Raw genomic sequence first — 15,867 nt, forward strand, 5'->3', positions numbered from 1 at the left:
CGCTCAATACGTTTTCAAGAATTAGCTACGGACCCGTCAAAGCATGAACAACATCGAAGACATCTACTCCCTTTCGCCAACTCAGCATGGCCTGTTGTTCCATAGCGTCCTCGAGCCGGATTCGCGGGTGTACTACCAGCAACTGAGCCTGGAAATCCACGGCCCGCTGAACCTCACCGCGTTCCGTGGTGCATGGCAGGCACTGATGCAGCGCCACGCGGTGATGCGCAGCGCGTTTCTCTGGGAAGACCTGGACGACGCCTATCAGGTGGTGCAGCAGGACCTCGCCGTGCCGCTGAGCCTGCTGGACTGGCGCGAGCGCGCCGATCAACAAGTCGCGCTGGAACAACTGGCGCTGGAGCAGCGCGCCGAACCGCTGGAACTGAACGACGCGCCGCTGATGCGCGTGTCCCTGGTGCGTCTGGACGAACAGCGCTTTCACCTGACCTGGACCTTCCACCACATCCTCATGGACGGCTGGAGCGTGGGCATCGCCATTCAGGAATGGCTGGCGCTCTACTACGAACAGGCCCTGGGCCGCGCCGCCAACCTGCCGGCGACCCGCCCTTACCGCGACTACATCGCGTGGCTCGCGGAACAGGACATGGCCGCCACCGAAGCGTTCTGGCGCGAGCAGTTGCAGGACCTCAACGAACCGACCCCGCTGCCGGACTTCGCCGTGCGCCTGGCGCCACCGTCGGGCGCACCGTTCGCCGAGCGGGAAAGCCTCTTGGAAGCCGGCGAAACCGAGCAGCTGTCGAGCTTCGCCCGTCGCCATGACCTGACCGTCAACACCCTGATCCAGGGTGCCTGGGCGCTGCTGCTGGGCCAGCACGCCGGGCGCGATGACGTGGTCTACGGCGTGACCGTGGCCGGGCGCCCGGAGAACCTGAGCGCGATCGAAAGCACCGTCGGCCTGTTCATCAATACCCTGCCGTTGCGGGTGCAATGGGCCGACAGCCCGACGCTGGTGGACTGGTTGCAACAGTTGCAGCAGGCCAACAGCGACCTGCGCCACCACGCCTACCTGCCGATCGGCAAGCTCAAGTCGATGAGCAAGATCGCTGCCGAGCGGGCGCTGTTCGATTCGATTCTGGTATTCGAAAACTTCCCGGTCACCGATGCGCTCAATCAGGACGCCGACGGCCTGAGCTTCATCGCGCCGTCCAACGATCAGCAGGTCGACGGCATCACCCACACCCAGGGCCGCAACCACTTCCCGCTGTCGCTGATTGTGGTGCCGGGCGAGCAGTTGAACTACCTGTTCAGCTACGACCGCAAGCGTTTCAGCGATGCGGAAATCGGCGTGCTGTCGGCGCAACTGCGCGCGATCCTGCTGGCCATGACCGCGCAGCCGCAGTGCCGGGTCGCCAAACTCGACTGGCTGAGCACTGAAGAGAAGCAGCAATTGCTGACCAAAGGCAGCGGCGCAAGCCTGCCGGTGCCGGAACAATGCCTGCACCAGCGCTTCGAACAGGAGGTCGCCGCGAACCCTGAGCAACTGGCGGTGCGCGACCGTCAGCTCGCCCTGACCTACCGTGAACTCGATCAGCGGGCCAACCAGCTCAGCCAGCACCTGCGTGCCCAAGGCATCGGTGCCGACAGCCTGGTGGCCCTGGCCCTGGACCGCAGCACCGATTTCGTCATCGCCCTGCTGGCCACCCTCAAGGCCGGCGCGGCTTACCTGCCGCTGGACCTGAAACAACCTGCCGGACGCCTGGCCGATGTGCTGGTGGACAGCCGCGCCGCGCTGCTGATCGGCGCCGCGCCTTCGGCTCAGTTGACCCGTCTGGCCGAGCACACCCCGGCGCTGTGGCTGAGCGAAGCGGCGGCTGCGATCGCCGCGCAACCGGACAGTGCGCCAGCCGTGACGCACAGCCCGGATGCTGCCGCTTATGTGATCTACACCTCGGGTTCCACCGGCACGCCAAAGGGCGTGGTGGTCGAACACCGGGCCATCGTCGACTACGTGAGCGCCGTGCAGTCGGTGCTCAACCCGCCGCAAGCGGCCCGTTACGGCCTGCTGTCCAGCGTTGCCGCCGACCTCGGCCACACCCAGTTGTTCGGCGCCCTGTGCACCGGCGGCAGTCTGCTGCTGGTGGATGACGACAGCGGTTTCAGCCCGCTGGCACTGGCCGAACTGTTCAGCCAGCACCCGATCGATGTACTGAAAATCACCCCGAGCCATCTCGGCGGCCTGTTGCAAGCGCTGCCCGACGCCCGCTTGCTGCCGAGCGCGCTGCTGGTATTCGGTGGCGACGCCCTGAGCCCGGCGCTGGTGGGCAAGGTCAATGGCCTGGCGCCGCAACTCAAGGTGTTCAACCACTACGGACCGAGCGAGGCCACGGTCGGCGCGATTGCCACCGAACTGCCGAGCGGCCTGCGCAGCATCGCCCTGGGCCGTCCCCTGCCCAATCGCCAATTGCGGGTAGTCGATGGCAACGGTCAAGCGGTGGCGACCGGCGTGTCCGGCGAGTTGCTGATCGGCGGCGCGCTGGCTCGCGGTTACCTGCATCGCCAGGACCTGACCGATGAGCGCTTCATCGTCGACGCGCAGCAACAACGCTGGTATCGCACCGGCGACCGCGTGCGCTGGCTGGTAGACGGTCAACTGGCGTTCCTCGGCCGGGTCGACAGCCAGGTGAAGATTCGTGGCAACCGCCTGGAACTGGGCGAAGTCGAAGCGCAGATCAAGCGCCTGTCGCCCTTGATCGAACAGGCACTGGTGCGTGCCGTGGAACTCGACGGCGGCCTGCGTCTGGTCGCCTGGCTGGTGGCCAGCCAGTCGTTGTCGTCGGCCAAGCTGCGCGACGATCTGGCGATGCGCGTGCCGGACTACATGGTCCCGGCGCACTTCATCACCCTCGACGAACTGCCGCTGAACCGCAACGGCAAGGTCGACGCCTCGCGCCTGCCACTGCCGCAGAAAGCGGCCGACGACAGCGCCAGCCATATCGCCCCGCGCAACGAAGTCGAAGCGTTGCTGGCGCAGATCTGGAAGGAGGTGCTGAAGCTCGATCGCGTGGGCGTGCAGGACAACTTCTTCGCCCTGGGCGGCGACTCGATCCTCAACCTGCAGATCATCGCCCGCGCCAACCAGCAGGGCCTCAAGCTCACCCCGCGCCAGCTGTTCGAAAACCGCACCATCGCCGACATCGCCCGGGTGCTGGGTGCCGATGCCAGCAACGCCGTGGCCGAGAACCTGGCCGATGGTTATGAACTGCCCCTGGGCGCCGGCCAACTGGCACGCCTGGAACAAGGTCCGCTGGATGCCACCTGGCGTTGCGTGGCCCTCAGCCAATCCATCGACAGCGACCTGCTGAGCCAGGCGATCAGCGCCCTGCAACAGCACCATCAGGCCCTGCGCCTGGCACTGCAAGCCTCGCCCGAAGGCCAATGGCAGCAGCGCGTGATGGTGGCCGCCAAGGCGCCGGTGATCAGCCGTCAGGCCCTTGAAGACCTCGACCAGACTCGCCTGCAATCTCTGGCCCAGACCGGCGTCGACGCCCTGGAACTGAGCGCCGGACAAACCCTGCACGCCAGCCTGCTGGAGCATGGCGACAAGCACTGCGTATTGCTCGCCGCGCACCCGCTGTGCGTGGATGAAGCGTCCTGGTCGCTGTTGCTGTCCGACCTCAACATGGCGCTGGCGCAACTGCTGTACCAACGACCGGTGCGCCTGGCTTACAACGGTGGCGACTTCACCCAGTGGACCCGCCATCAGCAGAGCCATGCACAAGGTGATGCGCTGGACGAAGCCTGGGAACACTGGCTGCAATTCGCCGGCATGGACGTGCTGCAACTGCCAGTCAGCCAGCAGGCCAGCTCCGTGGTGGAACAGGTCCTGTCAGTGGACACCTCCAGCGACCTCAAGCGCCTGGGCGACGTGCTGCAACTGGACTGGAACAGCCTGTTGGCCAGCGCCGTGGCCGAGCAATGCCGCGAAGTCGCCGGCACCGGGCTGATTGCCCTGAACCTGCACGACGCCCGCCCGGTAGCCGACCGCCTGCCGGTCAGCGCGCCGATTGCCATGGCCGATCTGGACCCGGTGCGCATCATCGGCGCCCTGGAACTGGCGGTGCCGTTCTACCTCCAGCCGCAGGGTGAAACACTGCTGCAGCGCTTGCAGGCCACCGCCTCGCAACTGCGCGCCTACCCGCAACACGGCGCCGACTATGGCGCCCTGCGTTACCTGTCGGACAACACCTACCTGCAGGAGCCGCTGCGCGATCTGCCCGCCGCCCCTGTCGCCATCCGCTGGCTGGGCGACCGTGACGGCCATCGCGAACAACGCGCGATCCTGGCTCAGGTCGAAGCAGCTCATCAGCCGTCGGCACCCAGCTGCGCACTGACCCTGGACGCCAGCTGGCAGGACGGTCGCCTGCACCTGCGCTGCGAAGGCACGCTGGCCGCCGACTGGGCGCCGCAACTGGTGCAACGCCTGACCGACCTCGCTGCCCTGCTCGCCCAGCCCGAGTTGCGCCCTGCCAGTGCGGCCTTCCCGCTGTGCCACAAACAGGCGGCGACCCTCGCGGCCGAGCCGCTGGACTGGCCGAACATCGAGGACCTCTATCCGCTGTCGTCGATGCAACAGGGCATGCTGCTGCACACCCTTCTGCAACCTCACAGCGGCATCTACCTGATGCAGCAACGCTACAGCTGGGACGGCACCCTGCAACGCCCGGCCATGGAAGCGGCCTGGCAGCTGTTCCTCGACCGCCACCCGATGATGCGCACCGCGTTCTGGTGGCAGGAAGACCACGCGCCGCTGCAATGCGTGTTCCGCAAGACCGACCCGGCGTTCGACTGGCAGGACCTGCGCCACCTCGACGCCGACCAGCAGCGCCTGGCCATGGACCAGGCCCTCGAAACCCAGCGCCAGCAAGGCTTCGACATGGCCCGCGCGCCGTTGACCCACCTGCGGATTTTCCAGCTCGACGAGCGTCGTTTTGCCGTGGTGCGCAGCTTCCACCACATCCTCACCGATGCCTGGTGCTTCGGCTTGCTGATGGAAGACCTGCTGGCGATCTATCAGGCGATCGTGCGTCAGGAGCCGGTGGCGCGTCCGCTGTTCCGTTCGTTCCGTGGCTACATGAGCTGGCTGGAGCGCCACGACATGGCCGCCGCCCTGGCCTTCTGGCAAGCGGATCTGGCGGGCTTCAGCGAGCCGACGCCGTTGCACGTGGACAGCTCGCCGGCCCGTGCCGAGCAGGCGCCGGAAGCGGTCGGCGATCAGGACCGCACCCTGAGTATCGCCCAGACCCAGCGTTTGCAGCAGCTGTGCCAGCAATACCAGTTGACGCCCAACACCTGGATTCAAGGTGCCTGGGCCTTGTTGCTGTCACGATACAGCGGCAATCGCGACGTGCTGTTCGGCGTCACCGTGGCCGGTCGCCCCACCGACCTGGCCGGGGTCGAGGAAATGGTCGGGATCTTCATCAACAGCCTGCCGCTGCGGGTCGATGTCGACCCACAGGCGCTGGTCTCCGACTGGCTGCAGGCCCTGATGTCGCACAACGCGCAACTGCGTGAACACGAAAGCACCTCGCTGGTGGACATCCAGCGTTGCAGCGGCGTGCCGCGCGGCCAGCAACTGTTCGACAGCCTGGTGGTGTTCGAAAACGCCCCGCTGGATATCAGCAGCGTGCAGCTGGACAACTTCAGCATCGACATCTACGAAGACCGGGTGCACACCAACTTCCCGATGACCGTGGTGCTCTACCCCGGCGATCGCCTGGGCATTCGCCTGTCCTACGACAACCAGCGTTTCACCGGCGAGACCGTGCAGCGCATGCTCGGGCATCTGGTGCAGTTGCTGACCAGCATGCTCGATGAGCCACAAGCCACGCTGGGCAGCCTGCACATGCTGCCGTCGGCCGAGCGCCAGCAGTTGCAGGTGGAATACAACCGCAGCGCCGTGGATTTCCCACTGGAACGTGGCTACGCCGCACTGTTCGCCGAACAGGTGCGCAACCGCGGGCAGCACCTCGCCGCGGTCAGCCAGGGCGAGTCGCTGACCTACGCCGAGCTGGACCGCCGCACCAACGGCATCGCCCACGCACTGCAAGCCAAAGGTGTCGGCCCGGAAACCCTGGTGGCGCTGTTTGCCGAGCGCGGCCTGGCGCTGTTGACCATGATGATCGCCACCCTCAAGGCCGGCGCCGCGTTCCAGGCGCTGGACATTCAGCAGCCGCCTGCGCGCCTGGCGGAACTGCTGGAGCTGGGTGAAGCGCCGGTGCTGCTGGTGTGCGAACACGCCACGGCGACCCTGGACAACGTCTTGCCGCAAATGGCCAGACAACCGACCTGCCTGATCGCCCAGTCCCTCTGGCAAGGTGCCGAGCAGCCGGCGGTCAGCTACGTCCACAATCCGGACCAACTGGCCTACGTAATCTTCACCTCCGGCTCCACCGGCAAGCCCAAGGGCGTGATGGTCGAGCAGCGCGGCATGCTCAACAACATGTTCGGCAAGGTGCCGTCCCTGGGCCTGGGTGAGCACGACCGTATCGCCCAGACCGCCTCGGCGGCCTTCGATATCTGCGTGTGGCAGTTCCTCGCCGCGCCGCTGTTCGGCGCCACCGTGCACATCCTCCCCGATGCCCAGGCCCACGATCCGCTGGCCTTGCTCGATGCCGTTCAGGCGCACGGCCTGACCCTGCTGGAAACCGTGCCGGCGCTGATTCGCGGCATGCTCCAGGAAAGCCAGGCGCAACACGGTCTGAGCAGCCTGCGCTGGCTGCTGCCGACCGGTGAAGCCCTGCCGCCTGCTTTGGCACGAGACTGGTGCGCACGCTTCCCGAACATCCCGATGATGAACGCCTACGGCCCGGCCGAGTGTTCGGACGACGTGGCTTTCCATGCGATCACCCAGGCACCGGACGCCGATTGCCTGCACATGCCGATCGGCACGCCGACCGCCAACAACCAGATGTTCGTGCTCGATGCCGACCTGCGCATGGTACCGATCGGGGTTCCGGGTGAAATTTGCATCGGTGGTGTCGGTGTCGGTCGCGGTTACCTGCGCGACCCGCAACGCACCCGCGAAGCCTTTGTCGATCATCCGTTCGAGCCGGGCGCGCGCCTGTATCGCACCGGTGACATCGGCCGGATGCGTGCCGATGGGGTGTTCGAGTACCTGGGTCGTCGCGACCAGCAGGTCAAGATCCGTGGCTTCCGTATCGAGCTGGGCGAAATCGAAAACCGCCTGATGCAGCACCCGGCAGTCAGCAGCGCGGCGGTACTGGCCCTGCCCGACGCTCGTGGCGCACTGCAATTGGTGGCCTGGTACGTGCTCGACAGCACCGCCGAATTCACCAGCGAATCCGCGCAGCAGGTGCTCAGTGCCTACTTGGGCCAGCAACTGGCGGCCTACATGGTGCCGGCCCGCTGGCTGAACCTGGCGCAACTGCCGCTCAACGCCAACGGCAAGGTCGACCGCCGTGCCCTTGCCGCCCTGGACGTGCCGCTGGCCGAGCAGGATCAACAGCAGCGCGTGGCGCCACGCACGGAAACCGAGAAAGTCCTGGCCGAACTCTGGCAGGACATCCTCGGCCTGGACAGCGTCGGCGTGCACGACGACTTCTTCGCCATCGGCGGTCACTCCCTGCTGGCCACCCAGGTGCTGTCGCGGATTCGCCGGCGCCTGGAGGTCAATCTGCCGCTGCGCATCCTGTTCGAAGGCGGCACTCTGGAGCAACTGGCCCAGGCGGTGGATCGCCAGCGCGAGGCGCAGAACGGGATCGACGGCGAAAGCGAAATCGTCCCTGTCCCGCGTGACCAGATGCTGCCGCTGTCTTTCGCTCAACAACGGCTGTGGTTCCTCGACCGCTTCGAAGGCCCGAGTGCGGCCTACAACATGGGTTCGGTGGTGCGACTGCGCGGTGCGCTGGACATTGGCGCGCTGCAAGCAGCCTTGCAATCGGTCCTGGAGCGTCACGAATCGCTGCGTACCGCCTTCCAGCTCAAGGGCGACCAGCCTGTCCAGGTCATCAGCCCGGCACCGACCGTCGACCTGACGCCGACCGATCTCTCGGCGCTGGCGGGCGATGCGCGGATGCAAGCCCTGCAACGCCTGATCGACGAGCAGGCCGCGCGTGCGTTCGACCTGCAACAGGCTCCGATGCTGCGCGCCAGCCTGCTGCGCCTGGGTCAGGACGATCACGTGCTGCAAGTGGTGCTGCACCACATCGCCACCGATGCCTGGTCCATGGGCATCCTGATGCAGGAGCTGATCACCGGCTATCTGGCCTACAGCAACGGTGCGACGCCGGTCTTCGCACCGCTGCCGATCCAGTACGCCGACTATGCCCACTGGCAACGCAGCGAACCGCAACAGCGTCTGTTGGCGCGCGCCATCGACTACTGGCGCCGTCAGCTGGAAGGCGCGCCGCCCCTGATCCCGCTGCCGCTGGACGCCCCGCGTCCGACACGACCGGATTATCACGGCGCATCCCTGCAACAAAGCTTCACCCCGGCCCAGACCCGAGTGCTCAAGGCTTACGCTCAGGAGCAAAAGGCGACGCTGTTCATGGTCCTGCTCAATGCCTTCAACAGCCTGATGCAGCGTGCCACCGGCGCCCACGACTTCATCGTCGGCACTGACCTGGCCAACCGCGAACACCCGGCGGTGGAGAACCTGATCGGCTTCTTCGTCAACGTGCTGCCGATCCGCGCGCGACTCACCGAAGGCGAGGGATTCGACGCCCGCCTGCAACGCCTGCGCGACGACTGCCTGTCGGCGTTCCAGCACCAGCAAGTGCCGTTCGACAAACTGGTGGAAGCGCTGCAACCGCCGCGCACGCCAGGGGTCAATCCGCTGGTGCAGGTGCTGTTCGTGATGCAGAACACACCGGGCACCAACGCCAGCCTGCCGGGCCTGGACATCGAGGAACATCTGCTGCCGGGTCAGGAAAGCAGCAAGTTCGACCTCGCGGTGTTCGTCGAGGAAGACGACGAGCAAGGCTTGAACGTGCGCTGGGTCTACCGCACCAGCGTGCTCGGCGCACCGACTGTCAATCGCCTGGAACAAGGCTTCGAAAATCTGCTGGAGCGAATCGTGACTGCACCTGAACAAGCCCTGCAAGACTGGTCGTGGCGCCTCGAGGGCAGCTCCTCTGCAGCGCCTGCGCCATCCGAAGCGCCATCCGAAACACCAGCGGACGACGCCGCCGCGCGCAGTGCCCGCAAGATGTCGAAGATGAGCAAGCTCAAGCAGACCCGTGCCTCTGGCGTAAGTCAGCTGGCCCATGAGCAGGTGCGTACCCGCACGCTGATCGACGGCCAGGCGCTGCCGCTGGTGATCGAACCGTTGCTGGGCGATCTCGACCCGGTGCACTGGGCGCTGCAAGCCCGGCTGTGGATCAACGAACAGCTGCGCACCCACGGTGGCCTGCTGTTCCGCGGTTTCAACCTGCCCGACGCCGCGGCCTTCGAGCAGTTCGCCCAGGCCATCGAACCGGACCTGTACGGGACCTACGGCGACCTGCCGAAGAACACCTCCGGCAAGAACATTTACCATTCGACGCCGTACCCGGAGCAGCACATGATCCTGTTCCACAACGAGAGCTCGCACCTGCCGCAATGGCCGTGCAAGCAGTGGTTCTTCTGCGAGATCCCTGCGCCGCGCGGCGGCTGCACGCCCATCGTCGATTGCCGTCAGGTGCTGGCGCGCCTGCCCGAGGACATCGTTGCGCGCCTCAAAGCCAAGGGCCTGCTGTACGTGCGGCATTTCACCGACAAGCTGGATGTGCGTTGGCAGGACTTTTTCAAGACCGAAGTACGCGAAGAAGTGGAGCGTCAGTGCCGCGAGACCGGCATGCAATGGGAATGGCTGGGCGCGGACAACCTGCGAATCGCCCAGCACTGCCCGGCCATCGTCGCCCATCCGGACACCGGTGAACTGTCGTTCTTCAATCAGGTGCAACTGCACCACTCCGCCTGCCTGGAGCCTGAAGTGCGCAGCAACCTGATCAATCTGTTCGGCTTGGGCAACCTGCCGCGCAACGTGTACTACGGCGACGGCAGCGTGATCGAAGACGAGGTCATGCAGGTGATCGGCGCCGCCTACGAGGAGTGCGCCGTGCGTTTCGCCTGGCAGAAAGGCGACATGGTGATGCTCGACAACATGCTGGTGGCCCACGCCCGCGATCCGTTTGAAGGCGAACGCAAGATCTGTGTGGCCATGGGGCAGATGATGAATCGTGAACAGCTCGACGCCGAGGTGCAGGCATGACCGCTTTCGAACAACGCGAAGACGCCTTCGCCCTGTCGCCGCAGCAACGCAGCCAGTGGTTGGCCGGTTTGCCGGCGGCGCGCCTGGAACTGGAGGTGGCCGGCGAGCTGGCGCTGGACCGTTTGCAGGAACGGCTGGCAGCTTTCAGCGCGGCCCACGAAGCCTTGCGCCTGCGGGTGCGGCCGGAGCCGGGCTTGCAGGTGCCGTTGCAGGTCGCAGCGGCCGCAGCACCTGACGCCATCGGCGTTGAGGTGGAAAACCTGGCGAACAATCTATATCGGGTGACCTTGCAACTGCCGGCATTGGGCGCCGACCGTGGCACCCTGCTGCGCCTGGCCGAAGCGCTGGGTTCGGCGTCTGTGCCGGCGTTCGATGAAGAGGCCATGACTTACACCCAGTACAGCGCCTGGCTGCAGGATTTGCAGGCTGATGAAGATGCCGCGCTGGGTCGGCAGTTCTGGGCGGGCCAGGCACTGGATGAGCAGGCTGGCGGTGAGCTGCTTTATCGTCAGGTGCGCAGCGATCAGGCCGATGCGCCTTTTACGACTCGCTTGATGGCCAGCACCCTTTTGAGCACGGCACTGGACAGCTTTTGCCAGCGTCACGGCGCGTCCCCCGAGCAGGTGTTGATGACCGCCTGGGGCGTGCTGCTGCAGCGGCTGAGCACCGGCGACACGCCCGCTTTGACACTGAACTGGGTCCATGACTGCCGCGACGATTACGAAGAACTCGCCGACTGTTGGGGCCTGTTCGCCAAGGCCCTGCCCCTGCGCTTTGAACCAGCCAGCGACAGCCGCTTTGTCCAGGCGTTGACGGATTTGCAGTCGCGCTGCGAAGGGGCCACGGAATGGCAGGAGTACGGCGGCGCGGCCGAGGGTTCCCGTTATGGTTTCCAGTGGAGCGCCAGCCTGAGTCAGCGCTTCGATTGGCTGGGCAGCGACGCTGCGTCTTTCACAGTGCAGGACGCTCACGCCATACCACCGGGCATCGAGTTGCTGCTGGTGGCCGAAGCCGTCGAGGGCGGCCATCGCCTGAACCTGTGCCATCTGCCGAACCGCTACAGCGAGCAGGCGGCTCTGGTTTTGCTGGAACAGTTGCAGTCGCTGGTGATCGATGCCGTCGGTGATGCCGGCAAGACTCTGGCCGAGCTGTCGCTGCATTCGCCGACCTTCTCCATGACCCTGGCTGAACTGCACGGCCCCGCTACGGCGCAGGCTTTTGTCAGCGTGCCGGCGGGCTTCACTCGTTGTGCTGCCCAGTTCCCCGATCACCTGGCGCTGCGCGACCAGACTCAGCAAATGAGCTACGCCGAACTGGACGCGCGCAGCAATCAGCTGGCGCACTACTTGCGCGCCCGGGGCGTGGGGCCTGAAGACCGGGTGGCGTTGTATCTGGAGCGCTCGGCGTCGATGGTTCTGGCGATGCTCGCCGTGCACAAGTGCGGCGCCGCGTTCGTGCCGCTGGACGTGCAACAACCGGCGCAGCGCTCCCTGGCGATTCTGCAACAGGCGCAACCGGTGTTCGTGCTCAGCGGCGCGGCCGGCAATGGCCCGGCCTTGCCTTCGGTGGCCAGCCTCGATTTGCGCGATACAGCGGTTTGGCATCAAAGCCCGATGACAGCGCTGAATACCGAAATCCATCCGCAGGACGCCGCCTATGTGCTGTTCACTTCCGGCAGCACCGGCACGCCAAAAGGCGTGATCGTCGAGCATGGCCAGCTCGCCAGTTACATCACCAGCGTGACCCGTCGCCTGGCACTGCAACCGGGTGAACGCAGCGCCGTGGTCACCGCGCTCGCGGCGGACCTGGGTTACACCCTGCTGTTCCCCACCCTGCTCAGCGGCGGTGAGTTGCATATTCTGGACAAGGACACCGCGATGAACGCCCAGGCTTGGGCGGACTGGCAAGCGGCCTATCCGATCGATCACCTGAAAATCGTGCCGTCGCTGCTCGACGCCTGGCTGCTGCACAGCCGCAGCGCCGCCGTGCTGCCACGCAAACAGCTGATCATCGGTGGCGAAACCTGCTCGCCGCGCCTGCTGCAAAGCCTGCGTGAACTGGCACCGTCACTGGCGATCTTCAACCACTACGGCCCCACCGAAACCACGATCGGGGTAGCAATGCACCGGCTCGATCCGGCCTGCGATTACCGTCGCCTGCCGCTGAGCGATCGTCTGGACGGCATGCGTCTGTATCTGCTGGACGAGCAGCAGGAAGTGGTCGCGCCCGGCGTCAACGCCGAACTGTATATCGCCGGCCCGCAAGTGGCGCGGGGGTATCTGGATGCGCAACAGAGTGGTGAACGCTTTATCGAGGTGTCGGGCGAACGCCTGTATCGCACCGGTGATCTGGCCCGTTATCGCCATGATGGCAGCCTGGAAATCAGCGGCCGCGCCGACCGTCAGGTGAAGATCCGTGGTTTCCGCGTGGAGCTGGACGAGATCCAGGCACAACTGGCGAGTCTTCCGGGCGTGGCCCAGGCGGCGGTGGAATGCCTGGCCAAGGGTGAATTGGGTCAGCAGCTGTTCGCCTTCCTGACCCTGGCACCGGGGCAATCGGTGACCGTGGCGCAACTGCACGGTCAGGCCCAGGATCGCCTGCCGGACTACATGCTGCCGGCACTGCGGGTCGTCGAAGCGCTGCCGCTGATGGGCAACGGCAAGCTCGATCGCAAGACCTTGCAGCAATGGGCCGACAAGGTGCTCGACAGCGTCGGCAGCGCCTTGCCGCGCACGCCGCTGGAAGCGCTGCTGGCCGAGGTCTGGGCGCAGGTGCTGGGGCTTGAGCGGGTCGGCATCGACGATGACTTCTTTGAGCTCGGCGGCCATTCGCTGGCGGCGGTGACGTTGGCCAGCCGCTTGCAGAGCGTGCTGTCGGCACCGGTGACGGTCAATGCGGTGTTCACCGCGCCGAGCGTTTCGGCATTCGCCGCGCTGGTGCAGGCCGAGCTCAAGCTCTCGCCGCTGGTGAAGTTGGCGACGCAGGATAACGTCGCGGCGCCGAACCTGTTCTGCTTCCACCCCTCCACCGGGCACGTGCAGGACTATCGCGCGCTGCGCTCACCGTTGCCGGCGTGGAATCTGTGGGGTTTGCAGGCGGCTTATCTGACCGACGACAGCACGACGCTGGGCGGCGATATCGAGAGTCTGGCTGCGCTGTATGTCGAACATTTGCGCGAGCAGCAGGCACAAGGTCCCTATCACCTTTTGGGCTTCTCCCTCGGTGGATTGCTGGCGATTGCCGCCGCCGCGCATCTGGAGCGCGCTGGCGAACAGGTGGCCTTCCTCGGGATTGTCGATTCGCAGTACCAGCACCAGGTGCCGGAAGACAGCGTCGAGGCGCTGCTGGCCGAGGCCGTGCCGGCCCTGACCGCGGACAGCCAGACGCTGATGCGTCAGCTGCCGCCAGCGGTTATCGCTGAGTTGACCGCGCAACTGCAAGCCCTGGCACCGGCCGCTCGCCTGCCGGAGCTGGTGCAGTGGGCGCGTCAGCAAGGCCTGCAACTGGATGGCGACAGCTGGGAGCACCTGCAAACGCGGCTGCGTTATCAGCAGCACACCCAGCATCTGCTGGCGACCTTCCAGCCGCCACGTCTAAGCTGTGACGTGCATCTGTGGTGGGCCAGCGATACCCTGGCCGACAGCGCCTTCGTCGACCCGTACTGGGAACGTCTGAGCAGCGGTCGATTGACCCGCGAAGTGATCCAGGCACAACACTTGACCATCCTTGAGCAACCTGCCCTGCATCAGCAGCTGGGTGCGCAGCTCGAGGCTTTCACCCCACGCGGAGCGGTTTGAAATGGATTTGTTGATTCTCATGGCCAAACGTTCATGGCGCGCGCTGCTGATCGCGACCCTGACCGGCCTGGTCTGTGGTTTGGCGGCGGCGGGCCTGATCGCCTCCATCAATCACAGCCTTGAAGTGTTCGACCAGTTGCGTCCGTCCGATGGCTGGTACTTCGCCGGGCTCGTGCTGCTGGTCGCGGTGTCGCGGGTGATTGCCGATGTCAGCCTGCTGCGCCTGGGCCAGGGCGCGGTGCACGACATGCGCCTGCACCTGAGCGCCAAGCTGATCGACACGCCGTACGCGCAGTTGCAGCGCCTGGGCAAGCATCGCCTGTTGGCGATGCTGACCGACGACACCCAGACCATCAGCCAGGCGGTGGAGCTGGTGCCGATTTTGCTGGTCAACGCCGGGATCATCGCGGCCTGCCTGGGGTATCTGGGCTGGCTGAGCTTTCCCCTGCTGGTGCTGACGCTGACGCTGATCGTGCTGGGCAGCCTCAGTTTCAACTGGCCGCAACGTCGGGCACTGACGTCGATCTCCAAGGCCCGTGAGTTGAAGGATCAGCTGTTCGATCAGTACCGCCTGCTCACCGACGGCAGCAAGGAACTGCAACTGAACCATCCGCGCCGCCAGCATTTCTTCAGCCACCTGCTGTTGCCGGTGAGCAAGCAGTATCGCCAGGATTTCGTGCGGGGCATGAGCATCTATGCCGTGGTGCTGAACTGGGGCAATGCGGTGTTCTACATGCTGATCGGCGTGGTGCTGTTCGTGGCGCCGCAGTTCATCGAGCTGAGCACCAGTCTGGTGACAGGTTTCATCCTCGCCATTCTTTACATGATCACACCGCTGTCGGAGCTGATGCACGCCCTGCCCACCCTCGGTCGGGCCAGTGTTGCGCTGAACAAGATCCGGGCGCTGGAAGGCGAAATGGAGAGTGCCAGCGAGGTCGTCGAGTCGATTCCGCCGACCCAGGTGCGCAGTCTGGTCTGCCGCCAGGTCGCCCACACCTACTACCGCGAGCGCGAGGACGGGCATTTCACCTTCGGGCCGATCGACCTGACGCTCAATGCCGGGGAAACGGTGTTCATCACCGGCGGCAACGGCAGCGGCAAGACCACCCTGGCCATGTTGCTGACCGGGCTTTACCGTCCGGAGAATGGGGACATCGTGCTGGATGAGCAGGTGTCGTCAGCCAATGACAATCATCATTACCGCCAGCACTTCTCGGCGATCTTTACCGATTTCTGTCTGTTCGAAAATCTGCTGCATGGCGACGATCCGCAGCGCATACAGCAGGCTCAGGAGTACCTGGTGAATCTGCAGCTGGACCACAAGGTGCAGATCGAGAACGGACAGCTGACCACCCTGGCCCTGTCCACCGGCCAACGCAAACGCCTGGCCCTGCTCAGCGCCTGGCTGGACGATCGTCCGTGCTACCTGTTCGATGAATGGGCGGCAGACCAGGACCCGGTGTTCAAGCACTTCTTCTACCACCGCATCCTCACCGACCTGCGCGAGCGCGGGAAGCTGGTGATCGTGATTTCACATGATGATGCGTATTTTGGTCTTGCCGATCGGTTGATTCGGGTGGAGAACGGGACGTTGAGCGAGATCACCCCTCAGTCGGATGTGGATTCACCGACCATGGCCAAGGTCTACCCATAACGACATTCGGGCACAACACAAAACCCCTGTGGGAGCGGGCTTGCCCGCGAATGCGTCAGTTCAGTCGACTGCAATGGCGACTGACACACCGCCTTCGCGAGCAAGCCCGCTCCCACAGGTTCCATGCCTGCCACAAATCCTTCAAACAACCCAAAACCCTGTAGGAGCGAGGCTTGCCCGCGAAG

Annotated in this window: 3 protein-coding genes; all 3 read left to right on the forward strand. The window is 65.3% G+C overall.

The window, feature by feature from the left end:
* The first annotated feature begins 43 nt into the window (after positions 1-43).
* The 3 genes from ACW9JE_RS01515 to ACW9JE_RS01525 are packed head-to-tail and all read left to right on the forward strand — an operon-like array spanning position 44 to position 15,682.
* Positions 44-10,231: an amino acid adenylation domain-containing protein gene (locus ACW9JE_RS01515; protein ID WP_457431636.1), complete on the forward strand. Its 10,188-nt coding sequence runs from the start codon at positions 44-46 to the stop codon at positions 10,229-10,231.
* Complete coding sequence (locus tag ACW9JE_RS01520) at positions 10,228-14,028, forward strand: non-ribosomal peptide synthetase (RefSeq protein ID WP_457431637.1); 3,801 nt, start codon at positions 10,228-10,230, stop codon at positions 14,026-14,028. Before ACW9JE_RS01515 ends, ACW9JE_RS01520 begins: the two co-directional genes overlap by 4 nt.
* A gap of 1 nt (position 14,029) precedes the next feature.
* Complete coding sequence (locus ACW9JE_RS01525; protein WP_457431638.1) at positions 14,030-15,682, forward strand: cyclic peptide export ABC transporter; 1,653 nt, start codon at positions 14,030-14,032, stop codon at positions 15,680-15,682.
* Positions 15,683-15,867 lie beyond the last annotated feature (185 nt).

This window comes from Pseudomonas sp. SDO55104_S430 (genome assembly GCF_054070595.1).

What these genes read in the sequence shown, in the direction of transcription:
- ACW9JE_RS01515 (WP_457431636.1), top strand. Translation starts at nt 44, where the DNA reads ATGAACAACATCGAAGACATCTACTCCCTTTCGCCAACTCAGCATGGC.
- ACW9JE_RS01520 (WP_457431637.1), top strand. Translation starts at nt 10,228, where the DNA reads ATGACCGCTTTCGAACAACGCGAAGACGCCTTCGCCCTGTCGCCGCAG.
- ACW9JE_RS01525 (WP_457431638.1), top strand. Translation starts at nt 14,030, where the DNA reads ATGGATTTGTTGATTCTCATGGCCAAACGTTCATGGCGCGCGCTGCTG.